Genomic DNA, 26,993 nt, shown 5'->3' on the forward strand with positions numbered 1-26,993 from the left:
GAGCGAGCATAAGAGTCATGACTCCGAATCTTATTTAAAAGAGTTAGTTGAAAAAGTTCAACAACCTATGGTGAAGCAGCTCGCAAAAAAGGTGACGTTTACGGTCATAATTATGATCCAAAAAACACCATTGAAGCTGTCTACACTATGCCATATCAACATCACCAACCAATGGAAACGCCAGCAGCGACTGCGTGGGTGCAAGGGTCTGGTGCTGATAAAAAATGTGTAATTTGGGCTGGTGTACAAAATCCACAGTGGGCGCAGGGTCTTGTCGCTACAGAGCTTGGTTTCACTGGAGATAAAGCCGCTGATAGAATTGAGTTTAATATTACCTTGATGGGTGGTGCTTTTGGCCGTAAGTCAAAAGCTGACTTTGTATTAGAAGCGGTTGAGCTTTCAAACAAGGTTAAAAAGCCAGTGAAAGTAGTTTGGACTCGTGAAGACGATATTAAACATGGTTTTTATCATTCCGTGTCTGCCAACTATATGAAAGCCGAGTTGACCGACAAGCAAACCGCAGACTATTGGATCCAACGCGTAGCTTATCCACCGATTGGCTGGACATTTAACGACAAAACCAATCGACCAAATCACAGTGATTTATCAGTTGGATTTGGTGACACGCCATTTGATTTACAAAATTTGTCCCTCGAAACCCAAACGGCGGAAGGGCATGTTCGAATTGGATGGTTACGGGCTGTAGCGTGTTTGAATAACGGTTTTGCGCTTGGAAGTTTTGTTGATGAACTGGCGGTTAAATCGAATATTTCAGCGCAGAAAATGTGGATGAACTTATTGGGCTCAGACCGTCATGTTGATCCGAAACAGGATGGTTTTAAGTATACGAATTATGGTATGGGCTACGACACTCACCCACTTGATACTAAACGTTTAAAAGCCTGTTTAAACTACGTATGTGACAAAGCCAATACATCTGAAAAGCTGCCTGAAGGGCAAGGTTGGGGGTTGCGGTATTTAGAAGTTTTGGCACTTACGTATCGGCGGCAACTAAAGTCTCGGTTGAAAATAACACGTTAAAAGTATTGGAGATGCATACTGCCATTGATTGCGGCGTTGCTGTGACGCCTGACCGTGTAAAAGCACAAATGGAAGGTGCTATGGTATTTGGTTTAACCATTGGATTAATGGGAGGTATTTCGGTCAAAGATGGTGTGGTCGTTGAGTCGAATTTCCACGATTCGCTAATGACTCGAATACACCAAGCACCACCCATGTTTGCCCATATTATTGAATCTTCTCAACCTCCGGAGGCGTAGGTGAACCGGGCATTCCACCGGTGATCCCAAGTATCACTAATGCAATATTCCATGCGTGTGGGGTTAGGGTGAGAAATTTACCTGTGAATAAGCACTTAAATGTAGTTTAGGGTTTAGATAGTTACCCTGCAGGCTAAGGTTTTTGGCCTGCGGGCGGCTATCTCGACTGCGTCGACCTTAATGGCGCGGAGCTTGAAGTTTTCTTTGCCCTGCAGGCAGCTATTTCGACTGCGTCGACCTTACTTTTGCAACAGCCGCTCTTTGTTTCTAAGATCATGTAGGCAAAAAGACGGCTTTGTGGTAAATCCCTAATCCTTATTTAAGATTTATATTATCCTCGAAGACGGGATGAAAGTATGTCCATGGTTCGTCTGACGTACATCCATGTACTGACGAATTCCCTTCTTCCTTGAAGTGAAAACATTCCTTGCAACGGCGTCCCTGCCGTTCACTTCGAGATATAAATCTCAACTAAGGGGGATTTAGACGAAGGAAAATGTCGCCTGAACTTTAGGTGTGATAACTAGTTTTGAAGAAAAACGTCATCCGAACCAAACAGAAAAAACGTCATCCCAAAAGAGCCACAGCGATAATAGGGAGCTCCAACCGAGTGCAGAGAAATCACATAATTCACCCTAAATTGGCTCATAATTTCAGAACAAAAACGTCATCCCTAGCTTGTAAAATTAGTCGAGCCACAGCGATATTAGGGATCTCCAACCGAGTGCAGAGGAATGTCATAATTCACCCTGCAGGCTGCGCATTTCTTTGCCTTGCAGGCGGCTATTTCGACTGCGTCGACCTTACTTTTTGCAACAGCCCAAAAAGTAGGCAAAAGGCCGCTTTCGGCCAAATCCCTAATCCTTATTTGATATTTATATTATCGTCGAAGACGGGATGAAAGTATGTCCATATACAAGCATCCCTTGCAACGGCGTCCCTGCCGTTCACTTCGAGATATAAATCTCAACTAAGGGGGATTTAGACGAAGGAAAATGTAGCCTGAACTTTAGGTGTGATAAATCTTTGTTTTGAAGAAAAGTCGTCATCCGAACCAAACAGAAATAAGCCGTCATTCCAATTAAACAGAAAAAACGGGATTCCAAATCAGCAGAAAAAACGTCATCCCAAAAGAGCCACAGCGATATTAGGGATCTCCAACCAAGTGCAGAGGAATCACATAATTCATTTACAATTAGCTCATAATAACCAGAACAAAAAACGTTATCCCTAGCTTGTAATATGAGTCGAGCCACAGCGATATTTGGGACCTCCAACCGAGTGCAGAGGAATCACATAATTCATTTACAATTAGCTCATAATAACCAGAACAAAAAACGTCATCCTTAGCTTGTAAAATTAGTCAAGCCACAGCGATATTAGGGATCTCCAACCAAGTGCAGAGGAATCACATAATTCGCCTTGCAGGCTGCGCCTTTCTTTGCCTTGCAGGCGGCTATTTCGACTGCGTCGACCTTACTTTTTCAACAGCCAAAAAGTAGGCAAAAGGCCGCATCCAGCCAATATTCTTGGCTTACATTAAATTCAGTTTTGTCTAAAAGACGGGATGTAATTTCGTCCATGAAAACATCCCTTACTCGACATCCTGTCTCATACTTTTGAAAACTGATTTAATTTCAGGAATATTGAATGGAGGAAAAATTTCGCCTGAACTTTAGGTGTGAAAACGTGTTTTTTAGAAAAAACGTCATCCCAAAAGAGCCACAGCGATATTAGGGATCTCCAACCAAGTGCAGAGGAATCACATAATTCATTTACAATTAGCTCATAATAACCAGAACAAAAAACGTCATCCCAAAAGAGCCACAGCGATATTAGGGATCTCCAACCGAGTGCAGAGGAAGTTATAAAATCAACGACACTGACCCCACAGGTTTAGAAAAAACGGGATTCCAAATCAACAGAAAAAAACGTCATCCTAGCTTGTAATATGAGTCAAGCCACAGCGATAATAGGGATCTCCAACCGAGTGCAGAGGAATCACATAATTCATTTACAATTAGCTCATAATAACCAGAACAAAAAACGTCATCCCAAAAGAGCCACAGCGATATTAGGGATCTCCAACCGAGTGCAGAGGAAGTTATAAAATCAACGACACTGACCCCACAGGTTTAGAAAAAACGGGATTCCAAATCAGCAGAAAAAACGTCATCCTAGCTTGTAATATGAGTCAAGCCACAGCGATATTAGGGATCTCCAACCGAGTGCAGAGGAATCACATAATTCACTTACAATTAGCTCATAATAACCAGAACAAAAAACGTCATCCCAAAAGAGCCACAGCGATATTAGGGACCTCCAACCGAGTGCAGAGGAAGTTATAAAATCAACGACACTGACCCCACAGGTTTAGAAAAAACGTCATCCCTAGCTTGTAATATGAGTCAAGCCACAGCGATATTAGGGATCTCCAACCGAGTGCAGAGGAATCACATAATTCATTTACAATTAGCTCATAATAACCAGAACAAAAAAGCCCTTTCTGAAAGGGCTTTTTAGGGGATGCTTTAACTCGTAATTGACACTAACGTAACAAATGTAAAAAGTGCAGATGTTTGTGGTACTGGTCAATAATGTTGTTGATTACTGCTGTTTTTGACCACCCCATGATGTCGTAGTCTTGGCCGCCTTCACCTAAATGAACTTCGGCGCGGTAATAACTTTGTTCGTCATCATCGGCTTCTGTCACAAAGTCGGGTTGTGAATATTTTCTAGCGAGCACTCGGTAGACAAACTCTTGTTCTTCACCATGGTCGACGATCAGGCTATAGCCGTCTTCTTTGGAAATAATTACCTTGATTTGATTTTTCTTTAGCTCACTGGCGACCGATTCAAATGCTGGGGCGACTACCTTAGTTAATAAATTTATTAACGTTGGGTTTGTTGGGGAAGTCGACAATATTTTTGAGGCGCAGTTGCCAATTATCGCTACCTTCGTTATTTGACGGGGAAGGGCGGCTATTAACTGACTATCTTGTTTAAACGCCTCGACTCGTAGGGCTTTAATTAACCCGACTATTGCAATTAGCAATACAATTGAAAACGGTAAAGCCGCGGCTATTGTCATGGTTTGCAAGGCATTTAGGCCACCTGCCAGCAATAATATTGCTGCAACTACGCCTATCCCAACCGCCCAATATATTCGCTGCCACAATGGTGTTTCATTGCTGCCGTGGGAACATAACATATCAACAACCATAGCGCCTGAGTCGCAGGATGTGACAAAAAATATGACTATCATTAGCACACTAAAAAATGACAATACGGCCGACATAGGGAAGTTTTCAAGGAACACAAATAAAGCTACGGAGGAGTCTTTATTTACCATTTCACCCAAGGTAGCAACGCCTTGGTTATGCACTAAATCGATGGCACTATTACCAAATATGGTCATCCACAAAAGGGTAAACACTGTTGGAATTAACATGACCCCTAGAATAAATTCGCGAATACTTCGGCCACGGGAAATACGAGCGATAAACAAACCTACAAAAGGTGCCCAAGCTAACCACCAACCCCAATAAAATATAGTCCAGCCTCCAATCCAGTTGGTCTTTTTATAGGCGAATAAGTTAAATGTATTGTGGATTATGTCTGATAGATAATCCCCAATGTTTTGTAGATAAGCTTTTAATAAGAAAACGGTTGGACCGAGCACAAAGATCAATACCAACAAACCAACCGCTAAAATCATGTTAGCTTCTGACAGTCGTCTAATTCCTTTGTCTAAACCCGCGGACACTGACAGTACAGCGAGCGCTGTAATACCGCACATTATGATGATTTGGTTAGTCGTAGATACATCAATACCAAACAGATAGTTAAACCCAGAATTAACTTGTGATGCGCCTAGCCCTAATGATGTTGCAACACCAAAAACGGTGCTGACAACCGCAAATACATCTACCAAATGACCTATAGCCATTTATAGATACGCTCGCCAATTAATGGGTACAAAGCTGAGCGTAATGTTAAAGGCAAATTATGACGGTAACTAAAATAAGCTAAAACTAAAGCGACGATGGCATAGATTGCCTGAGCATGAAGTCCCCAATGGAAAAAAGTCATTTTCATCGCTTCACGTACTGCTTCAATCGTACCTGTTTCTGCAGTCGGAGGTGACAAATAATGCATTAATGGCTCAGCAACCCCAAAGAACATGAGTCCAATACCCATACCTGCAGCAAACAACATAGATAACCAAGTGACTAAAGAATAATCCGGCGTAGCATGATCCGGTCCAAGGCGGATGTCGCCGTATCGAGATAACCCGAGAAAGACCACGAAGAAAAAGATAAAGGCGACAGTGAGAACATAAAACCAGCTGCCATTATCGACAATACTCGATTGCATGACTGTAAATAGGTTCTGAGCTTGCTCTGGCAACAAAACAGTATAAAGTAAAAGCGCTATGATCATTGATGAAGCACTAATAAAAACCGTTCTATTTAGTTGGCTTTTTGCAGATATTGGCAAGTAAATCCCCTAATATTATTTGTATAGAAAATATAAATTCTTTAAGAATAAGCCGAAAGATAACTAATTTTTGACAAACTTACGATAAATAACAAGATAATGACGCAATTTTGTTATAAATGTCTATCATGGTTAAGTTGGATCTTAAAAAATATAGTTAGAGTTCTAATTATATGTATACAAAAATTAAAACGCCAAGGGATAAATACAATGAAACTTAATAAGCTGCATTGCGCAGTAATAACGGCAATAGCAACATCAGGCTCACTATATGCTGAAGAAGTTAAAAGAAAGAAAACGCCCAAATAGAAGTCATTCAAGTTACAGCAACAAAGCGGGTTGAATCAATTCAAAAAGTCCCTGTTACCGTTACGGCCCTCACGGGAGATAGCCTAGAGAATTTAGGTGTCTCTAATTTTGATGAATATGTTGAATTTTTGCCAAATGTTGTATTCCAAGGCACAGGCCCTAGCCAAAACGAAATTTATATCCGTGGCGCGGCAACAACACAAACAAGTATAGCGGTTTCATCGGTACAGGCACTGCAGCCGTCTGTTGCTTTTTACTTAGATGAGCAACCGGTTTCAATGCAGGGACGTAATTTAGATATTTACGCTACAGACGTTGAACGTGTCGAAGTTTTACTCAGGTCCACAGGGCACATTATTTGGTGCAAGTTCGCAGTCTGGTACGGTCCGTTTAATTACCAATAAACCAAGTCACGACGGATTTGCTGCGGGTTTTGATACCAGCACCAGTTCCACCAAAGGCGGCGATATGAGCAATTCTGTCGAAGCCTATTTTAATATGTCGCTAACCGACAAACTTGCTGTACGTGTCGCTACATACAACGACTTTCAAGGTGGCTGGATTGATAATGTACTGAATGATCCAAGCAACGGTGGTTATATTGGTAGTGCAGTTGTAATCAGCCGAGTTTCTGGCGGGGCATTAACAGACCCTGAAAACGTGCCGGTAACCGCACCAAAAAATGACACCTTAGTGCAGGACGACTTTAACACTGCAAATTATTCGGGTGCTCGATTTGGTTTATCTTACTTGTTTAGCGAAGACTGGGAATTACTAGTTCAACATACTCAGCAGTCACTCGATACTGAAGGGGTATTTGCCTACGATCCTAATCTTGATGGTGAATCATCGACAAATCGTTTTGTACCTGAAAACAACAACGATGATTTTGGTTTAACTACCTGGACTTTAGAAGGTCGCCTTGAACATCTAGACTTGGTTTATACCGGTGGTTATTTAGAGCGTGAAATCGATTCAACAATTGATTATACCGGTTATACCAATGGTGGTTCATTTGCTGCGTATTATGCATGTAACTATGCAGGCGCACCTGAAACACAAGTGTGTGTTGACCCAACTAAGTTTTATAAAGAACAAACAGACACTAATCGTTTTACTCACGAATTCCGTGTTAATACCTCTACTGAAAATCGCTGGCGCGTAACAGCGGGTGTTTTCTATGATTCACAAGAACTGTCTACAGTGGGTCAGTTCCAACTAGGTAATACAGACCTGCCTTATTTTACCAATCTACAAAGAACTTTAGCGGGCACCGACGGCATCAACACCGATGGAGGACCGTTCTCGTCTGAGATCAGTTTTGTTAATGACATCACCCACACAATTGATCAAATTGCATTATTTGGGCAACTCGAATACGACCTTACTGATACGGTTACGGCGAGTTTTGGTGCACGTTGGTATGAAATTGAAGACTCATTTAAAGGGGCAACGTCGACGGTTGACGTAAGCGGCAGATTGCAAGCCTTTGGTGACGGTAGCGACGCTGCATTAACTGAGTTTTTGGGGCCGGCGAAGCAGCAGCAATTCAAGCGGCAATTGCAAGCGGTCAGTTAGAGACAAGTTTAGTTGATAGCGATGGCACATTGACGGTCGACGATACGATTATTAAAGCATCGATAGATTGGCAAGTATCAAATGAAGTTATGGTCTTCGCATCTTATTCTGAAGGCTTTAGACCTCCAGTAACCAATCGTGTTGGCGGCGGTTTGGCGAAAAACCAAGAAGGGGCTTTTGACGGTTTCCGTATTCCGGTTTATTCAACCACAGATAGCTTGGATAATATTGAAGTCGGATTTAAGTCGACTTTGCTAAACCGTACATTGCGTTTTAATGCAACTGCGTATTACTCAAAAATATCTGATCTTCAAACCTCTCGATTTGACCCAACAAACATCAGTTTCTTAGTATTTACTGACAACGTTGGCGACGCTGAAATTAAAGGTGTTGACGGTGACTTCAGTTGGGTAGCCACTGACGATTTAGTTATTTCGGGGGCATTCAGTATGATTGACACTGAGTTAACGTCAATTAATAGTGAGCTCGAAGGTATAGCCCCGGCAAAAGGCAGTCGTTTACCATATTCAGCTGAGTTTTCTGGTAATTTGCAGGCCAAGTATTTCTACGAAATATCAAGTGTTCTTACAGGTTATGTAAACAGCTCAATAAGCTATACAGGTGAAAGACTTGCCAGTATGACGATGGACGCTTACGTACTTGAAGACGCGACTAATTTGGTCCACGGCACAGGTTCTGGCTTGAGTATTCAAAAAGAAGCGGACGTTTATTCTGGGGTAAATTACCAAGACAGCAATGGTCAAACATTTGCAGGGGGTCGTTACGTTCAAGACAGTTATGTGCTTGCAAACCTTAGCTTTGGTGTGACAAATGACGAATGGAAAGCCGAGTTTTTCATTGATAATTTAACCAATGAAAGTGCGATACTTTATGTGGATACTCAACAGTTTACGCCAAAAGTGGTTACCAATAGACCACGCAGCGTCGGCTTTAGATTTTCATATGACTTTTATTAAGGGCTAGTTAAGATTTACCGAGGTCGTTTGACCTTGATGGATCTTATGCACAATTAATAAACGTACAGTGTTAAAGTTAGCCGCTTGGTATTTGTACCAAGCGGCTTTTTATTGCTAAAGTACTGTCCAATAAAGCAAATGTTTTAATCTATGTATTAAATTTTGTAAAATTCTATGGAGCCAAGTCATTGGAAAAACCTTCTCTGCCCTCTATTGACGATCAATTAAAAGCCATTCAACAGTTGATCCAAAAGGCAAAGTTCAGCGATGCGATAACGCAAGGGACCCAGCTTCAACAGCAATTAACCGAGCCTTCCCACCAAATAGAAATGTGGTATTTGATTGGTGTCGCACAACGTTACAATAAGGACTTTTCTGCAGCTTTAACAAGCATTAAGGCGTTGTTAGCACTAGAAAAAAACACAGCCGAGCTAATCAAGAACTTGGCTATAATTACTTGGCGTTAAATGATGTAACAAAAGCAAAACACGCATTTGAAAATGCTGTAAAACTCAATCCATGTTTGGTGGCAAGCTGGCAGGAGTTGCTAGAAATTTATCGTAAGTGTCCACAGCTAAATAACATAGAACAACAAGATAAGATCCAACTTGCGGCTAATCAGTTAGCAAAACTCAAAAGTTTACCGCCGGCTTTACTTGCCGTGACTGAATTGATGCATGAAGGCAAGTTGTTAAAAGCGGAACAAATTTGTCGCCATTTTCTCCAGAACAACAAACGTCATGTTGATGGCATGTGTCTGCTTGCCGAAATTGGCATTGAACTTAAAATTTACGATGATGCTGAATTTTTGCTCGCAAGTGCTCTGGAGCTCGAACCACAGCATATCCAGGCTCGTTCCCATTACCTTAATCTGTTAATACGTTTAGGCAAATTCAAAGCCGCTGAGCAACAAGTGACAATATTACTTGAAGCACAGCCTGACAACCTCAGCTTTAATGTCGCAAAAGCTAACGTATTAACGGGATTAGGGCAAACAGACAAAGCTATCGCACTTTTTGAATTCGCAATAAAACAATCCGAAACTTTAATGAATGCAAACGCAGCGGAACGGATGCCTATAGAAAATAATCAGCAGCAAGTTGCTGGGTTTTATTTACAGCTAGGTCATGCCTTAAAAGCCAAAGGTGAGATTGACAACGCCGTTGCAGCCTATCAAAAGGCGTATCAATTGAATCCGAGTTTTGGTGATGCATTTTGGAGTTTGGCGAATACCAAAACCTACCGCTTCAATGATGACGAAATTAGTCAGATGCAGACCCAACAAACAAATAACGAATTGCCTTTGGTGGATAAAGTGCAATTGTATTTTGCGACGGGTAAAGCGTTCGAAGATAGGAAAAACTACGACCAAGCGTTTAAAGCGTACCAAGATGGTAATGCGTTGCAGCATGCACATAACGGGTTTGATATTGCTAAATTGGAACAGCAAGTAGAAGAGCAAATAAAATACTGCACCAAAGCGTTATTTGAAAACCGCGGTAATTTGGGACTAAACGCACCAGATCCGATATTTATTGTCGGTTTACCTAGGGCAGGTTCGACCTTGCTAGAGCAGATCCTAGCGTCGCACTCACAAGTGGACGGTACCATGGAATTACACAATATCCTTGGGCTCGCCGCTCGTTTACGTGGCCGAAACACCAATTCAGGTAATACAAGTCAGACAGCGGTTAGCCAATATCCTAAAAATTTAGCGGAAATAAACCCTGAATATTTTGCTCGATTTGGTCAGCAATTCATTGACGAAACACAAGTATATAGAGAGCAAGCTCCTCGGTTTATCGACAAAATGCCAAATAATTTTCTGCACTTAGGTTTAATCAAACTCATTTTGCCAAATGCCAAAATTATCGATGCAAGACGTTCGCCTATGGCCTGTTGTTTCAGTGGTTTTAAACAGTTGTTTGCCGAGGGGCAGGAGTTTAGTTATAGCCTCGATGACATAGGACGTTATTACCAAGCCTATCTAAAATTAATGAGGCATTGGCAGGACGTTATTCCAGGCTTTATTCTTACAGTTAAACATGAAGATGTTGTTGAAGATTTAGAAACTGAAGTTCGACGTATGTTGGATTTTTGCGGTTTAGAATTTGAACCTGCGTGTTTAGAGTTTCATAAAACCAAAAGAACCATCAAAACCCCAAGTTCAGAGCAAGTGCGTCAGCCAATTTACAAATCGGCAACGGAACAATGGCGTTATTTTGAGCCACATTTGGGACCTCTTAAAGCAGCACTTAATTTAAACTAACCTGTTTTGGTGAGCTGAGAACAACGACTCATTTATTCATCGAAATTAGTCTTTGTCTTAGTCTTTCCATTGCTCTTTGATTTTTATAATGTCGTCTATTTTTGAAATAAACAAGTCCACCAATTGAGGATCAAAGTGTTTGTATTTTTGAGATGTAATGAAATCTAACGCTTTTTCTATTGACTAAGGCTGTCTTTATATGGGCGAACACTCGTTAAGGCGTCAAAAACGTCCGCAAGGGCAACTATACGACCTTCTAGGGGAATTTCTTCACCCTTTAACTGGTTAGGATAACCGGTGCCATCCCATTTTTCGTGATGAGTCATAGACACTACTTTTGCCAATTCGATTAACTCTGAGTCTGAATCACCAAGTATTTCAGCACCGATTTCAGGGTGCTTTTTCATTTCTGCAAATTCTTCGTCTGTCAGTTTTCCTTACTTAAGCATGATGGCGTCGGGGATCCCAATTTTGCCAATATCATGCATTGGCGCAGCATTAAATAAATTATCGGCTTGCTCTTCGGAATAGCCATAGGCTAGAGCGACAACTTTGGCGTAATGGCTCATTCGCATGACATGCATGCCTGTTTCATTGTCTTTATATTCAGATGCACGGCCTAAACGTTGAATGACTTGCAAACGAGTACGACGGAGCTCTTCCGCATCGACCAAAGATAAGTGAGTTTTAACGCGCGCTTTAACAACTGCGGGTGTAACCGGTTTAGATATATAATCCACCGCACCAATATTCAGTCCTTTGGCTTCATCAACTGCGTCGTTTAATGCAGTCACAAAAATCACCGGGATAGACTTATACAAAGAACTTTGTTTTAAGGTTTCGCAAACCTCATAGCCTGTCATTTCTGGCATCATGACATCTAACAAGATCAGATCAGGTTTATCTTTTTCTATTAAACGCAGTGCTTCTTGGCCACTTTTTGCAAATGTCAGTTTATACATATCTTTTAGGATATTATTTAACACTTTTAAGTTTGTTGGCTCATCGTCAACGACAAGGACATTTTGTTTAGTTGGGTGCATAAATTTTACTTTTTACCATATTTAGGTTTCAGGCTTTAGCAAGCTCACAAGGGCAACAATGCGGCTTAAAGCGAGTTCAAATTCAAAGTCATTGCAAGCTGCAACTATGTCATTTATCTTTTTAGAATGCACCGACTTAATCGATAGCAAAGAATCTAATAATGGGTCATCAAACTCATTGTTTTTGACATGTTTTTCTAATTGCAGCAAGGTATTGTACAGTTCTTCATTAGCAACGGTATCATCTGCGTCACCGTTTGCTAAGTCCTGTGTTTCCTCTAGCTCTGTTGACGTTGCTCGCATTTTATTAGCACACATGCCTAATAAATCGATTTCAACTTCAATGTTGGTGACAACAGCTAGGCATTCTTTTTCCAAACGTTGACGGCTAACACGCTCTAATTCAGCAAACAATATCATTAATTTAATAAGTGCTAAATTTCCGGTTACCCCTTTATTTTTATGGGCCGTTTCTTCTACAGATAGCCAATCTTGCTGTTTCATCAGCACTTTTAGCGCTTCAATTTCGTCGTTTGATTGACCTAAAAATCGCGATATTTCACTAAATAGGACGGTTTTTGACCCCCATAACGCAATGCCTTTTTCGATATCAATTCGCAAGTCTTCAGCAGGCGCGATTTTAGTCTCTTCTGACGCAACACTCTGTAGACTTAATGCGTTGGCAATTTCTCCCATTAATTGATGCATATCAATTGGTTTGTTTGCAAATCCATCCATGCCAGCTTTTGAAGCAGACTGCTTATCCTGTGGTAAAACACTGGCCGTTAACGCAATTATAGGCAGTCGAGGTAGGTCATTTTGTTGTTCGAATTGACGTCGCTCACTCGCGGCGGTGAGGCCATCCATAATGGGCATTTGAATATCCATAAGAACAACGTCAAATTTATCACTTTGCATTTTGCTTAACGCTTCAACGCCATTTCGAGCCACTGTTATTTTATGGTTATTCCGTTTGAGAATAAGAGACAACAGATCTAGGTTTTGTTCGATGTCGTCAACAATCAGAATATTCAGTGGCGGCAATTCATTGAAGGAAACCGCCGTTGTCGCTTTTTGTATTGGCGCGATAGGAGTAAGAGGAATAGAAAATTCAAATTCAGAACCGGCATTTAGCTCACTCCGCGCGGTGATTTCTCCGCCCATTAACTCAACAAGTTGCTTACTAATGGTTGTACCTAAACCTGTACCACCGAAACGGCGGCTCATTGATTCGTCTGCTTGAGCAAACGCATCAAATATCGTTGCTAACTGTGTAGACGTCATGCCTATTCCAGAGTCTGAAATAATAAAAGTTACAATCCCTTCCGATTTTTCGTTTATATCAATGGTGACATGCCCAGCTTCCGTAAACTTAATGGCATTGCCAATTATATTAGTGAGGACTTGTCTGATCCTATCGGGCACGCCGTTGTAACAACGTTGGGTGGCTTTGTCGATGTTGAGTTTAATGTCCAAGCCTTTGTTTTGGGCCTGTAACCAAAGAGTTGAGACAACGGTGTCGACTTCTTCAACAAGTGAAAAGTCTCGATATTCTAATTGAAATTTACCTTTCTCTAATTTCGCACTGTCGAGTACATCATTTAATATATGCAGCAGGGATTTGGCGGATTGGTTAATGGTATTTAATTGTTTTCTTTGATTATTACTCAGCTCTTCGTCCAATAGAATGTCACTAAACCCTATGATTGCATTCATCGGGGTTCGGATCTCATGGCTCATGTTGGCTAAAAATGCGGCCCTAGTCGCGGCGGCTTTTTCTGCATTTTCTTTCTCAGCAATGAGTTCTGATTCCATTTTTTACGGTCGGTGATGTCCATGATAAAACCGTCAAGGTAATATTCATCAGACCCGTCAATTTTTATTGCCCGGCCATAACCTAACATCCACTTTGTATTATTTTCTCGGTCAATTAATCTAAATTCAAGTTGATAACCCTTGGGGCTTCGTAAGTCTGTAGCGGTAATATTGCCGATATCTTCTGGATGTACAAAGTCGCTTAAACTGCGTTTTGGGTTGGGTAACAAAAAATCTTTTGCTGGGTAACCAACAATATTTTCAATTTCATCATTAATAAAAACGTTTGGCCAACCTTAGTAAATCTAAACAACGATAGGCAATGCCAGGGATATTGGTCACCAAGGATCGTAATTGGGATTCACTTTCCCGTAACTGGTTTTCCATTTTTTGACGTTCGCGTAAATCTGAAATAAACGCGACAAACATATTTTCGTCATTAAGTTCGACATGGCCAATTCCCAAACGCACTGGGATTTTTTCGCCATTTTTTGTTAATGCTTCAACTTCGCGACCTGAGCCTATTATTTTCGCTTCCCGTGTCTTCAAATAATTTTCGATGTATTGGTCATGTTGAGCTTGATGAGGCGAAGGCACAAGCATCTTAACGTTTTGGCCAATAACCTCTTCTGGTTGCCAGCCCAATAAATCAGTTACAGCTGTATTGATACTGATAACAGTCCCAACTGAATCGATAGTAATAATACCATCTATCGCAGTGTTCATTGTCGCTATCAGTCGTCGTTCGTTGTTAATCGCTGCCTTTGACTTATCTCTATAGCGAAATATTAAATTGGCCCCGAGAACGAGAAAAATAATCGTTAAGGTAATTGTGGTAATTACCATCGCCAAGAATATCGATATGTCATTAGTTTGTTTCGACAGTTCTATTCCTGGAGGCATAGCGAAACGCGCAGCAGCCATACCTGTGTAATGCATTCCAGATATTGCGCCACCCATGACGACACTTGAAATGAGTATTTTTATATTGTTATTTATCCAAGCGACTTTTTGGGTTTTTAACCCAAAACTAATCCATAAAGACAAAATTGCTAAACTAACGGCAACTAATATAGAGACACCGAACATTACAAGGTTGTATCGTAACAACGGCGCCATTTCCATTGCGGCCATTCCAACATAATGCATGGTCCCAATCCCAGCGCCGACTAAAACCCCACCTAATATTAACTGGGTAAATTTAATTTGGTCACGAGTAATAATATTTAGCGCTATCCACGATGCAATGATGGAAGGTAAAACAGAAATTGCAGTAAGTTGTACGTTATATGTCACATTGGTACACAATTCTAGAGCCAACATACCAAGGAAGTGCATAGACCAAACGCCACCGCCTAACGCGATGCTGCCAACACAAAGGGAAATGTGTTTTCGAATCGGCGATTTATATGCCGCTTGTGATGCAACTTGAAATCCCATAAAAGAAGCAAAAATAGCAATAGCGACCGATAGAGTTACTAGCCACGGGTTATACAAAGAACTAACAAATAAATTGTAGCTGTCGTATTGGAAAAGCTCTGCGATTGTATTTTTCATTTTTAATACTGCTATTTAATGAGTTAGTTACTGATCGATATTTTTAAACATCTTTGAGACGCAAATTTAACATCTTAAAGGCGTATTTAAAATACACTGATTCCTTATGATTTTTAGGAGCCGTTTTAATTTAATAATGCCCCAATAGGTTTGTTATCAAACAATTTTAATTGAAGTAACTCAATATGAAACAAGGGCGTTTGAAAAGCACGTAAATAAAAATTAGAAATCCAAGCACACCATAACGAGTTTAATCTTCTTCCGCTGTGTTAACCAAATTAATATTGAATGCGAAGCGATATATAGCCTGTAGGCACCTTAGCTATGAAGTCATAGAAGTCAGAACGTTAGCTCGTTTAAATTAATGTCTAATGCCTGTGGCCGTGCTGTTAATACGTTGTGGTTGTTTCTTGTCGCTCTGCCTACTCACTTTCTCGTATTCCGCTCAGGAGCAGCGACTCGAGAATGATGTGCCTGATCCGGCGTCTCTTTATTTCAAAATGTATCTTAGATCCTTGTAGAAGGATCTTTTTGTTCTAATAACAACATTGATAAAGTATTGCAAATATAAACATCATATGTTTATATTAATCCCATAATGAATTAAGTATCTATTAGAACGATGATTGGAAGGCATTAGGTTGTCTTCCCGGTGCTTCAAAATATTGAAGTCAGTCTAGTAAGCAGGTTGAGTAATAATGAAAATAGAATGTATTAAAACCCACCACGTACGTTGCGAATTAAAGGAACCATTTGGTTTCTCACAGTGGTTTTATAATCAACGTAATGTGTTGATTATTGAAGTTATTACCGACACTGGTATTTCAGGATGGGGTGAATGTTATGGGCCTGCCGAAGTTATCCAAGGCGCTGTAGAAAAGTTTTATGCTCCACGAATACTAGGTTTTGACGCATTGTCGACGGACATGATTTGGCATTACATGTGGCGTTCATCACTCGATTTTGCCCGTGGCGGCGTTATGACAGCAGCCATGTCTGGTATCGATATGGCATTGTGGGATTTAAAAGGAAAGGCTCTTGGTCAAAGTGTTAGTCAACTGATGGGCGGCGCTCAACGAGATAAAGTGTCTTGTTATGCAACCGGTATGTATTTTCAAGATTTACCTGAATCAATGTTGTTACCTGTTTTGGTAGAAGAAGCGATTACCTACGCTGAGCAAGGATTTAAGGCGATGAAGATCAAGGTTGGAAAAAACCTAGATTTTGACAAAAAGCTTATCGTTGCCATGCGCGAAGCTTTGCCAAATACAATTTTAGCCGCGGATTCGAATCATGCTTATGATTTACCGGAAGCCATTAAAATAGCACGTTTGCTAGACGCCAATGACTATGTATGGTTTGAAGAACCATTGTCGCCAGAGCATCCAGAGTTATTTAAGAAGTTGCATGAAAAAGCCGATTTAGCCATTGCTACAGGTGAGTGTGAGCAGACTCGTTTTGGTTTCCAAAAGTTAATTCAGTCGGGCGGTGTTCAGTTAGTGCAAGCAGACTTAGCGTATTGTGGAGGTCCAAGTGAGGCTCTCAAAATTCGTGCTATTGCTTCAGCCAACGGACTTAATATGATCCCACATGTATGGGGAACTCAGTTAAACTTAGCTGCAGCAACACACTTTTTGGCAACAGCGTATCCAGAACCAGGACGTAAAGAAGAGCAGCAATTACTGCTAGAATACGACCGTACGGAAAACCCATTGCGTGACAATCTTTATAAAGTGGAAGTTCAGGTTATTGAGGGCGAAGCAATTGTACCAACAGGTCCAGGTTTAGGTGTTGAAATCGACACTGATGCATTAAAAGAATTTGATATTAAAGCGACGGAAACAAAATGAGCGAACAAGCATACAAAATGTTAATTAATGGCCAATTGGTTGAGTCTGACTCAACGTTTGATGTCATTAACCCTGCAACTGAAGAAGTTGTTGGCCGTGTACCTGACATCACATCGGCACAAATTGAAGATTGTTTAACAAGCGCCAAGCAAGGTTTAGATACGTGGTCGAAAACCTCATTAGCTCAGCGTGCGAAGCTTATCCGTGCATATGCGGATTTGCTAGAGCAACATAAACAAGAAATCATCGCTATCTTGATTTCAGAAACTGGCAAACCAATGGACAATGCTGAATATGATTTCGGTATGTTGACGACCTGTTTGCGCTATTTTGTCGAAGAAGCACATCGCATTGACCAACCCGTTATTATTGACCCAGATGGACGTTTCCATCATTACATTCAGCGCCAAGGCGTTAGGTGTTGTTGTTGGTTATCTTGCTTGGAATTTTCCATTGCTTAACTTTGGTTACAAACTCGGGCCATCATTGGCTGCTGGCTGTTCTGCAATAATTAAACCTTCTCAAGTAACACCATTAGCGACCTTAAAGTGCGCGGAGTTGGCTGCTCAAGTTGGCTTTCCAGCAGGTGTTATAAACGTTATCACTAGTAATAATTACGATATTACTAATCCGCTATTAACAAGCAATATAACGTCTTTATTTACCATGATTGGCTCGACCAATGCGGGTGTTAAGGCGATGCAAATGGCCTGCACCAGTGTCAAGCATTTCTCAGTTGAACTCGGTGGTAATGCGCCGGTAATTGTTTACGACGATGCAGAACTTGAAAAAGCAGTTAACAACATTGTTGATTTAAAATTTGGTAATAGCGGCCAAGTATGCGTTTCACCCAATCGCTGTTTTGTGCACGAATCGGTTTACCCTAAGTTCATTGAACTTGCTAAGGCGAGAGCTGAAAGTTTGACGTTAACCGCAGGCGACGGGGAAGGGCGTTTAATGGGACCGGTAATCAACAAGCGTGAGCAAGACCGTATTTTAGGTGTTATCAACGATGCGATTGCCTCAGGTGCCAAATTAGTGACCGGCGGCAAAGTACCCGCAGACAAACCGGTTGGCTATTACATCGAACCTACTATTTTAGCAGATGCAAATTTAGCGATGACAGCAACATCGTGCGAGATATTTGGTCCGGTTCTACCTGTTATTTCATTTAGTGATGCAGATGACGTAATTGCGCTAGCCAATGATTGTGAGTTTGGTTTGTCGGCCTATGTATTTACGACTAATTTGAAACGCGCGATGCAAGCAGCTGAACAGTTGGAGGCTGGGAGCGTTTGTATTAACGAAGCTCATTATTCTGTGCAATTACCCCATGGTGGCTTAAAGCAAAGTGGTGTAGGTAAAGACTGTTCGAAATATAGCTTGGAAGAATACTTGTCGAATAAACGTGTGTCGATATTAGTAAACGATTAGAGCAGCTTTATTGTAATCGCTTTTATATTTGATTAATTAGAAGAATCCCTGTTGTTTTTGGGTTGGCGACACTTCGGTGTCCCGCCCAATTTTTTAGGGTAGAACTGACATAGGTAGGTTTTTATAATGAAAACGTTGATGTTCGTCATATTTTTAATGTCCTTGTCTGCAATGTCAGACGCGGCAGCTAACAAACCGGTTAACGGTAATAAGAAGCAACCTAACATCGTCGTCTTGTTTGCTGACGACGCCGGATACGGAGATTTTGGTTTTCATGGCAGTAAAGTCATGATCACGCCCAACTTAGATCAATTAGCAACACAAGGTGTACGTTTCGCCCAAGGTTATGTATCCGACCCAACTTGTGGTCCATCGCGTGCAGGCTTGATGACAGGTCGTTATCAACAACGTTTTGGATTTGAAGAAAACAATGTACCTGGTTACATGAGCGCAAATTCAGCTAATGACGGCCGTAATATGGGGGTTCCTGTTGATCAAAAAACCATTGGTAACTACTTAAAAGAACAAGGTTATGCGACAGCATATTATGGCAAATGGCACTTAGGTGGCGACGACAAATTCCATCCGCTAAATCGAGGATTTGACGAATTTTATGGTTTCCGAGGTGGAGCGCGTTCTTATTTCGCTTATTCAAAAGCGCCACCAAGTGAGTTAGACCTGATGGAACGTAACTTCGCTATTATGGGTGAACATGAAGGTTATTTAACAGATGTATTGGCAGCCGAAGCCATCGACTTTATGGAACGTAAAGTCAAAGAAGATAAACCATTTTTAGCTTTTGTTGCCTTTAACGCGGTTCATACGCCTATGGATGCAACACCTGAGGACTTAGCTAAATTTCCGCAGCTTGAAGGTAAACGTAAAACGGTAGCGGCGATGACGTTAGCACTTGATAGAGCTTCTGGACAGATCATGGACAAGCTCAAGTCGTTAGGAATTGACGACAATACAATTGTGGTATTTACCAATGACAATGGCGGGCCTACAGACCGCAACGCATCAGACAACTTCCCATTAAGTGGTACTAAATCTAACCATTTAGAAGGCGGGGTGCGAGTGCCATTTTTAATGAAGTGGTCATGGTAAAATAGAACCCGCTAGTGTGTATCCTTACCCGGTAAGTTTGCTTGACCTACTGCCAACATTTTACGCTGCTGCAGGCGGCAACGTTCAGCAAATTGAAAAAACTGATGGCGTTGACTTAGTCCCTTATTTAAATGGCAAAAATACAAATCGTCCTCATGAGGTTTTGTTTTGGAAAAAGATGTTCGTGGCACAGTTAGAATTGGTGATTGGAAGTTGATGCGATTTCCTGACCGCCCGGCACAACTTTATAACATCGCAGAAGACGAGCAAGAATTGACAGATGTGGCTGCTAAATATCCTGATCTAGTAAAGGATATGTTCAAAACCCTTTTTGAATGGGAGTCAGGTTTGGAAAGACCGCGTTGGTTATTACAACGCAAATTTGAAAACTATGATATCGACCGAATGGACCAATATCATAATAAAGATACAAAGCTAAATAAAAACAACAACATAAAACTTCATTAATAACAACTCGTCAGGTTGGCGTTACGTTTTTACGTTTAAAACACTGGTCTGACCATATAATGAAGTCTTTAATAACATAAATAAATTTATTAGTGTTATGTAAGCAGTATCAACAGGCACTTAGAACTATAATAAAATAGTGGAGAACCACATGAAAACCAACTACAAGCTCAATTCGATATCTGCTGCTGTACTGGGAGTGCTGTTAAGCAATCCAGTCTATGCTGCTGAGCCTGAGGATAAAAACGCAGATGACGATATTGAAGTCATTGAAGTAAAAGGCTTTAGAGGCAGTTTACAAAAAGCCGTTAACGCCAAACGTTTTTCTGACAATGTTTCTGATTCAATTCATGCAGAAGATGTTGGTAAATCTACCGACCAAAACATCGCTGATGCACTTTCTCGAGTGACGGGGATCTCGGTTATAGAGGAAGACGGCGAAGGTACTCGAATTTCAATTCGAGGCACATCGCCTTCAATGAACCAAATTTCGATGAATGGGGTTGCCATTACCAGTGGTAACTCAGGTAACGAAGGTGAGATTGCTTCGCAATCTGTCGATTTAAGCTCATTTTCTTCTGACATTCTATCTTCAATCGATGTTGTTAAAACATCGTCTGCTGAGCAAGATGAAGGTTCTCTGGGTGCTAATGTTGTATTGCGCACAATTAAGCCACTGTCGTTAAATGAACCTCGCCGTATGGTAAACGTTGAAGGTCGTTATAATGAATTTTCTGGCAAATATGATGGCCGAGTGACGACCAGTTTTGCTGATAAATTTGCTGATGATACATTTGGTGTGATTTTCACAGTGTCTGCTGACCAACAACAAACTCGTAACGATAGTACGCGCACAAGTTGGGTTGAAGGCGGTGTAGGCATTTCTGATCTATATGCGAACTCAGGACGCATTGCCCGGGATACAAATGGCAAAGCAATTCGTGTACTTGGTTTTCAAACCGATTCAAGTGGTGCATATGTGCTTAACGAAGCCGGTGACCGTGTTCTTAATGATATATCGACGTTAGTCGATTACGATCCGGCAACTCAAACGGTAATTTCAGAGGGTGAATACAACGTCCTTGCTCGTAACAATACCGACATCTCTGTTGCTTCAAATATTCGTGAACGTATTTCAGCAACTGCGGGTTTTGAATGGGAACCTACGGATTCAACAAATATCCAATTGGACTTAACCAAAACCAAGCAAACGGTTGAAACGGATTACCACAACTTTAGAATGAATTTTGCTCCTCGTACTGGTATTTCAGGAAATGATCCCGTTTTAGATTGGAATACAGTTAATGTTGAAACACAAACGTTAGAACGCTCTTATAGTCGACTTTCAAGTGGTTTTTTAACCGTTCTCAAGGCACGCGTGAACTTGAAACTGATGTTTTTTCATTTACAGTTGAACAAGATTTAACAGACAATTTGCGCATGCAATTTAATGTTGGTTTTTCTGAAACTGTTGAAGGAACAGATGACTTTATTAGTTTATCTACAGCAACCTAGGGCACACTAGGTAACAGTTCTGTTGATGAAATGCCAGCAGACATTATTGAGCCGATTGGTTACAACTGTTTAGCAGCTGAATGTGACTTTGACATTAGCTCTTCATTAGCGGTAATTGACCCATATGACGGCAGCCTGACTTCGGCTCCGAGTCGTTTTAGTTTATTAGATTTAAATGCCAACCATTTAGGTGGCCTAACGTTTAGAAACAATGAACAAACAGATACGAATAAATCGTTAAAACTCGATTTCCAATGGGAGCTCGATTTCGATTACGTCACTGGCGTCGAATTTGGTATCAAAGCTTCAAAACGTGTTAAAGACGTTTATACCCAAAACCAAACTATCAACACGGGAACGGCAGTTGTTGATAACTCAAATCCAAATGTGTCATACGCTACAACAGGCATGGGCTCAATTGGTGTTGTTGATATGTTATCTGGTGAAGCTTTCCCATATGACAACTTTGGTGAAGGATTATTCAAAGATACCAGTGACTTTTATTTTGATGGCTGGCCAATGTTAGATGCGAAAAAGCATTAGCAGAGTTTGCTGGTCGTGACCCAGATACCGTTGGTATCGCGGTTAACCCACAGGGCACACGCGAAATTTCAACGGAAACGCAATCGGCTTATGTAAAACTAAACTTTGAAGGTTTTGACGGTCGTTTAACCGGTAACATTGGTGTTCGTTTTGTTAAAGATTCTAATGAATCAAGTGGTTATGGTGGTATCAATTACCATCGTCCACCTCATTTGGTTGACCCTTATAACCTACTTATCGAACGTGGTTTAGGTGACATTGAAGGCTCTGAAGCTTGCCCAGACGCACAAATGAACTTTAGACGCGACGGTGATGACAACGTAATGGATGTTTACGACACACGTTGGGCGCCACAAAATGAATCTGAGTTGGCAGGTTGCTTTGCATGGCAGCTAACTCACGGTTATAACTTCGACAATGACGATACAATCCCTTATGTAGACGGTGCTTGGGTTTTACTATAGGCGGTATGGATACAAACCGTTTAGTGTTTATTGATTACACAGGCGCTTCACCGGTGATCAATGACTTAGTTCCATTACCAAATACGGTAGTGGATATAAATGGTAATGAAGTTGATGCGCCTCGCTCTAAACACCGACATTTTGGTGCCGCAGGTGAAATTTGGCCATTCCTTGACCGTTCAACATCATTTGTCGGACCAAACGGTAACAAAGATAATTCTACTATCCGTTCAGCTGCAAATAGCGGTTCTGCAACACATACATTGTTATTGCCTAGCTTAAATCTTAACTATGCAATCAATGACGAAATGATCGTTCGTTTTGCGACATCAAAAACAATGACACGTCCAGAGTTTGATTTCTTAAATCCTCGTTTACAAATGAACGAAAATCCTTGGGGACCAACGGCATTAGGATCAGCGGGTAACGCTAATCTTAAACCGTTAAAATCAACAAACGTAGATATTTCATTTGAGTGGTATTTCAACGAGTCTGGTTTAGTGTCCGCTGCGGTATTCCACAAAGATATTGTCGATATGGTCGAAAATGTCGTAACACCATTCCATTATAAAGATGTCAGAACCGAATACGATTTACAAAGCGCAAACCTATTGTTGGATTATGACGAAACCCGTATGCCGGGTGAAGGTGAAATGCGCGGTGAACAAAATTGTATGCCACATCGTTATTATGCCGGATTCTCTGCGAGTGAATGGGAAATCGAATGTCATGTTGCCAATATCAACATCTACAAAAACGGTAATAGTACGGTTGTTTCTGGTCTTGAGCTAGGTTACACCCAAAACTACGACTTCCTTCCTGGGGCGCTTAGTGGATTAGGTTTAAGCATCAACTATACATATCAACATTCAGAAAAAGAAGCTGAAGAAATTGGGACATCAGGTGTATTCATGGATCCATTGCCAATGGATTACACACCAGAACACGCTTATAACGCCACTGTATTCTATGAGTTAGATGGGTTGTCGTTGCGTTGGGCACAGCGTTACACCGGAGTTCAATTATTGAATGATGGCTTAAATGGCGGTGCAGTTTGGCAAGACGAAACACATAGAAGTGACTTTAGCGCGAGTTATAACTTATCTAAAAACGTCAGCATGACGTTCAATATTACCAACGTACTAGAAGACACTCGACGTGAATTCTACACAAGTAATATGACGAGAACAGAAGATCAAGAAGTGTATATGAACGAAGGGAACGTCTTTGAAAATGACGTGACTGACGAACGTACACTCGCGATTAGCAATACTGGTCGCCAGTTCCGTTTAGGTATTCGTGCCAATTTCTAATCAGGCACAGATAAGTTAGTAACAAATTAAGTGTGTAGGTTGGGCGGAGCCTGACCTACCCAAAAAGAGACTTTTGGAGTCGAAGAGATGAATAAATTATTTAAGCAAGCATTGCTTAGCGCAATGATTTCTACCGCGGTTGCAAGCTGTGGTGTTGATGAAGGTTTGGATTACAATTTTTCAAGTAGCAAGCCTGTTACATTTGACGAAGCACCATTTAGCAAATCTTATCCAGAGCTGTCTGGTGTCGTTGAAATAGATTTACTTGAAGGGGCCATGGTAGATGGGAAAGCATTGTCAGTAGATTCTTATCCATCACCAATTTTTATCCGCGAATTTCAATTTGCGGCTGTAAACACCGCCTTTAATACCCCTCAAGGTGAAGGTAATCAAGGGAACAATAACGTTTCGCCATTTACTATGTCTGAGGACGGCACTAAGTTGGTATTGGATACCGATGCCTTTGACCAAGCCCTTCGCATGTGTGATGAAACTGATGTCCGTGGTGGTACGAATGACGATGGAACACCTGCGCCTGACGGCCTACGAGATTTCCCAACCTCGATTACCTACAACATTTCTTATATTGTCGATGTTGGCCATGAACTTGCGCCAAGGTGAAGAAGTTGATAGAAGAACTTTATCATTAACGGTAAATGCCATATCGGATCCAGTTACAAGCGTTCAAGCGTTTGACCTTTCTTTGGCGTCAGGTGCTGTAGAACCTATGTTATCTGCAACATCTCCAGCTTATGCCTGTAACTCAAATTTAACCTATTCAATCGCTGATACATCTGTTGCAACCGTCGATGCCGATGGCAACGTAACCGCTGCGAATCAGGGTGAAACGGTAATTACCGTAACCAGTGAAGAAGACTCGTCTCTATCCGCACAGGCAACCATTACGGTAACACCTGGATTCAATCTTGAGATTGTGAACCAAGACTATAACGAACTAGGCGCTCCACTAGGAACAAAAACGGTTCCAACATGTACATCAATCGGTGCCGAAGTTAAACCAAGCATAGTCAATGACACGCTATCTGGTGTTTATAGTTATGACTGGAGTGCGTCCGACCTAACGACGGAATTTGCTATGTCTGAAAGTGACGGTGAATTTGGTGCAACTGGTCGTTATACCAATACACTGGCGGTTGGCGAAAGTTCAACATTAACGGTTGGCTTAGATTCAGGATATACCGGCGCAACAAGTGCAAATGATGTTGCAGAGCAAAACATCACGGTTACCGCTGAAAGTAATTTGGCCTGTGATCCAGGAGAACCTGTTGATTCTAACTGGATCATTGACTTTAAGTTAGACGGTAATGTTGGGCCTAATTGGTGGGGCGGTACAACCGTTTCAGCAGATGCGCTGTCTGGCAATGCTATCGAGATCAGTGGTGGTCAAAACATCGACCCAGCAAATGGCGCTGGTCGCCTTATCGTTCAGGGCGCTTGGAATAATGATAAAAACTGGTATACCCAACGATTTGGTCGTCCAGACACGTCGACAGGCAAAAAATACAAATTTACAGTATGGGCTAAGTTGAGTGATGTACCTGCAGATGATATTGAGTTGTCTCATGTATCGATAAACTGGAACTACCCAGCTGGTATCACTGGGCCTATAGTTATGACCGTCGTTTGCCAAGCGCAGGTATTCAGTCAGCCGTGCTAAAAAGGACTACGGACTGGCAGTTAGTTGAGCTTATCGACAAGTTATCTGGTACACCGGTTTGGACAGTACCTGCGGAGTGGGATGCAAATGCCCCGGTATTCCCTGGCTTCAAAGTGACTGGTTTACCTGAAGGCCAAACATTGTTAATTGATGAACTATCGATAGTTGAAGTCAATTAGTTGAGTTTAAAACATGAAAAGCCACCTGCTTAGGTGGCTTTTTTATAAGGGGCAATTCTATGAAAAACCGATTATTTTGTTATCTAATTATTACCGCCAATTTAATGGCGATGGCATCTTGTTCGACGGCAACAAAACAAACATTTGAACATGCGCAACCGCAGAATAAAGGGCAAACGACACCGTTACCGACGTTAAAAAACACAGATAACACAAAGTGGCAATATGTTGCTTCACTTTCGGACGAGTTCAACTCAACGAAAGTAGATGAAGGCAAGTGGACAAATAGCCCGGAAGGCTGGGGTCCTTGGTCTTGGACAAAAGACAATGTAACGGTCGAGGACGGCAATTTAAATATTGCACTTACTTATGAAAAACACCAGGCCGTGCGCCGCGCTTACAAAGATGGAGGCAGAAAAGTCACGACTGATCTGTTTTATAAATCAGGGATCATTCGCTCCCATGAATACCAAACCTATGGATATTATGAAGCGAGGATGAAAGGTATTCCGACATTTCATGGTTCGAGTCCCGCGTTTTGGATCTACAGTTTAAATGACGAGATTTCAAAAATGGGATTAAAAGGAAAACATGAGGGCGAAGCTACCTATTCAGAGGTGGATATTGTTGAGTTACAACAGGCCGAATGGGACAAAAACGCGCCATTAGGCTATGACGGTGCCAACGTCATCGATATGAATTTACATACTCGAATTATTGAGAATGGCAAAGAAATATGGAAACGCCCAGGAAAATACCCAGAACTCACCCGGAATAAGATCCATGCAGACTTTGACGCAAGAGACGACTTCCACATTTACGGGGCTGAGGTGACGCCAGAGGTCATTCGCTGGTTTATTGACGGCGTACAGGTGGCAGAAAAACCAAATCTACACTGGCATTTACCGATGCACGTCACGTTATCTTTAGGTCTTAGGTATCCGCATGTTTCATACAATAATTGCCCAAATGGCTTTGTTCGATGCACTGTGCCTGAAAAAGCGACAGCAGAAGGTTACCCAAGTGCGATGCAAGTCGACTGGGTGCGCGTATACAAGAAAAAATAACTAACTAAGAATACTGGGTTCGGCAGTGGCACCTTGGTCTTTGCCGA

Annotated in this window: 21 protein-coding genes and 3 pseudogenes; 19 read left to right on the forward strand and 5 right to left on the reverse strand. The window is 41.4% G+C overall.

Features of this window, described 5'->3' with window-relative positions; translation table 11 throughout:
- Window positions 1-129 precede the first annotated feature (129 nt).
- Window positions 130-1,041: a molybdopterin cofactor-binding domain-containing protein gene (locus tag PN838_RS24065; protein ID WP_272182700.1), complete on the forward strand. Its 912-nt coding sequence runs from the start codon at window positions 130-132 to the stop codon at window positions 1,039-1,041.
- Window positions 1,042-1,052: 11 nt separating this feature from the next.
- Window positions 1,053-1,280, forward strand: a complete 228-nt coding sequence (locus tag PN838_RS24070) for a molybdopterin cofactor-binding domain-containing protein (RefSeq protein WP_272182701.1) — start codon at window positions 1,053-1,055, stop codon at window positions 1,278-1,280.
- 2,548 nt (window positions 1,281-3,828) lie between these two features.
- On the opposite strand, the pseudogene PN838_RS24075 reads toward PN838_RS24070, so the two are convergent.
- Window positions 3,829-5,723, reverse strand: a pseudogene (locus tag PN838_RS24075) (BCCT family transporter).
- A 267-nt stretch (window positions 5,724-5,990) separates the two neighbouring features.
- Between PN838_RS24075 and PN838_RS24080 the strand changes: the two are divergent.
- From PN838_RS24080 to PN838_RS24090, 3 genes and pseudogenes are all read left to right on the forward strand, one after another.
- Window positions 5,991-8,644, forward strand: a pseudogene (locus PN838_RS24080) (TonB-dependent receptor).
- A 188-nt stretch (window positions 8,645-8,832) separates the two neighbouring features.
- On the forward strand, window positions 8,833-9,111 hold the full coding sequence (locus PN838_RS24085; protein ID WP_272182278.1) for a hypothetical protein: 279 nt from the start codon (window positions 8,833-8,835) through the stop codon (window positions 9,109-9,111).
- Window positions 9,102-10,913, forward strand: a complete 1,812-nt coding sequence (locus PN838_RS24090) for a tetratricopeptide repeat-containing sulfotransferase family protein (protein WP_272182279.1) — start codon at window positions 9,102-9,104, stop codon at window positions 10,911-10,913. The genes PN838_RS24085 and PN838_RS24090 overlap by 10 nt, the downstream gene beginning before the upstream one ends.
- A gap of 57 nt (window positions 10,914-10,970) precedes the next feature.
- On the opposite strand, the pseudogene PN838_RS24095 reads toward PN838_RS24090, so the two are convergent.
- The 4 genes and pseudogenes from PN838_RS24095 to PN838_RS24110 all read right to left on the reverse strand — a co-directional run bounded on the left by PN838_RS24095 (window position 10,971) and on the right by PN838_RS24110 (window position 15,328).
- Window positions 10,971-11,956 (reverse strand): annotated as a pseudogene (locus tag PN838_RS24095) (response regulator).
- A 21-nt stretch (window positions 11,957-11,977) separates the two neighbouring features.
- Window positions 11,978-13,771, reverse strand: a complete 1,794-nt coding sequence (locus PN838_RS24100; protein WP_272182280.1) for an ATP-binding protein — start codon at window positions 13,769-13,771, stop codon at window positions 11,978-11,980.
- Window positions 13,702-14,001, reverse strand: coding sequence for a PAS domain-containing protein (locus PN838_RS24105; RefSeq protein WP_272182281.1), 300 nt, complete (start codon window positions 13,999-14,001; stop codon window positions 13,702-13,704). The genes PN838_RS24100 and PN838_RS24105 overlap by 70 nt, the downstream gene beginning before the upstream one ends.
- A 43-nt stretch (window positions 14,002-14,044) precedes the next feature.
- Window positions 14,045-15,328: an MHYT domain-containing protein gene (locus PN838_RS24110; protein WP_272182282.1), complete on the reverse strand. Its 1,284-nt coding sequence runs from the start codon at window positions 15,326-15,328 to the stop codon at window positions 14,045-14,047.
- A 698-nt stretch (window positions 15,329-16,026) separates the two neighbouring features.
- Between PN838_RS24110 and PN838_RS24115 the strand changes: the two genes are divergently transcribed.
- The 14 genes from PN838_RS24115 to PN838_RS24180 all read left to right on the forward strand — a co-directional run bounded on the left by PN838_RS24115 (window position 16,027) and on the right by PN838_RS24180 (window position 26,946).
- Window positions 16,027-17,178: a mandelate racemase/muconate lactonizing enzyme family protein gene (locus tag PN838_RS24115; protein ID WP_272182283.1), complete on the forward strand. Its 1,152-nt coding sequence runs from the start codon at window positions 16,027-16,029 to the stop codon at window positions 17,176-17,178.
- Window positions 17,175-17,639, forward strand: a complete 465-nt coding sequence (locus PN838_RS24120; protein ID WP_272182284.1) for an aldehyde dehydrogenase family protein — start codon at window positions 17,175-17,177, stop codon at window positions 17,637-17,639. Before PN838_RS24115 ends, PN838_RS24120 begins: the two co-directional genes overlap by 4 nt.
- Complete coding sequence (locus tag PN838_RS24125) at window positions 17,557-18,612, forward strand: aldehyde dehydrogenase family protein (RefSeq protein WP_272182285.1); 1,056 nt, start codon at window positions 17,557-17,559, stop codon at window positions 18,610-18,612. Before PN838_RS24120 ends, PN838_RS24125 begins: the two co-directional genes overlap by 83 nt.
- Window positions 18,613-18,738: 126 nt before the next feature.
- On the forward strand, window positions 18,739-19,719 hold the full coding sequence (locus PN838_RS24130; protein WP_272182286.1) for a sulfatase-like hydrolase/transferase: 981 nt from the start codon (window positions 18,739-18,741) through the stop codon (window positions 19,717-19,719).
- Window positions 19,720-19,735: 16 nt separating this feature from the next.
- Window positions 19,736-19,936: a hypothetical protein gene (locus tag PN838_RS24135; protein ID WP_272182287.1), complete on the forward strand. Its 201-nt coding sequence runs from the start codon at window positions 19,736-19,738 to the stop codon at window positions 19,934-19,936.
- Window positions 19,888-20,187 (forward strand): hypothetical protein, encoded by a 300-nt coding sequence (locus PN838_RS24140; protein WP_272182288.1) that lies wholly within the window; start codon window positions 19,888-19,890, stop codon window positions 20,185-20,187. Before PN838_RS24135 ends, PN838_RS24140 begins: the two co-directional genes overlap by 49 nt.
- Before the next feature lie 151 nt (window positions 20,188-20,338).
- A complete protein-coding gene (locus tag PN838_RS24145) occupies window positions 20,339-21,613 on the forward strand; it encodes a TonB-dependent receptor plug domain-containing protein (protein ID WP_272182289.1) in 1,275 nt (424 codons plus the stop codon).
- Window positions 21,614-21,732: 119 nt separating this feature from the next.
- Window positions 21,733-22,245 (forward strand): hypothetical protein, encoded by a 513-nt coding sequence (locus PN838_RS24150; protein ID WP_272182290.1) that lies wholly within the window; start codon window positions 21,733-21,735, stop codon window positions 22,243-22,245.
- A 212-nt stretch (window positions 22,246-22,457) separates the two neighbouring features.
- Window positions 22,458-22,709 (forward strand): hypothetical protein, encoded by a 252-nt coding sequence (locus tag PN838_RS24155; RefSeq protein ID WP_272182291.1) that lies wholly within the window; start codon window positions 22,458-22,460, stop codon window positions 22,707-22,709.
- A 5-nt stretch (window positions 22,710-22,714) separates the two neighbouring features.
- The gene (locus PN838_RS24160) at window positions 22,715-24,022 is read left to right on the forward strand and encodes a TonB-dependent receptor domain-containing protein (RefSeq protein ID WP_272182292.1); all 1,308 of its coding nucleotides are present in this window, start codon (window positions 22,715-22,717) and stop codon (window positions 24,020-24,022) included.
- 87 nt (window positions 24,023-24,109) lie between these two features.
- Complete coding sequence (locus tag PN838_RS24165; protein WP_272182293.1) at window positions 24,110-24,643, forward strand: hypothetical protein; 534 nt, start codon at window positions 24,110-24,112, stop codon at window positions 24,641-24,643.
- Window positions 24,624-25,700, forward strand: a complete 1,077-nt coding sequence (locus PN838_RS24170) for an Ig-like domain-containing protein (RefSeq protein WP_272182294.1) — start codon at window positions 24,624-24,626, stop codon at window positions 25,698-25,700. Before PN838_RS24165 ends, PN838_RS24170 begins: the two co-directional genes overlap by 20 nt.
- Window positions 25,694-25,879 (forward strand): hypothetical protein, encoded by a 186-nt coding sequence (locus PN838_RS24175; protein ID WP_272182295.1) that lies wholly within the window; start codon window positions 25,694-25,696, stop codon window positions 25,877-25,879. The genes PN838_RS24170 and PN838_RS24175 overlap by 7 nt, the downstream gene beginning before the upstream one ends.
- Before the next feature lie 59 nt (window positions 25,880-25,938).
- Window positions 25,939-26,946, forward strand: coding sequence for a family 16 glycosylhydrolase (locus PN838_RS24180; protein ID WP_272182296.1), 1,008 nt, complete (start codon window positions 25,939-25,941; stop codon window positions 26,944-26,946).
- The last annotated feature ends 47 nt before the right edge of the window (window positions 26,947-26,993 follow it).

The sequence above is a fragment of the Psychrosphaera algicola genome, from assembly GCF_028401425.1.
Classification (GTDB): Bacteria; Pseudomonadota; Gammaproteobacteria; order Enterobacterales; family Alteromonadaceae; genus Psychrosphaera; species Psychrosphaera algicola.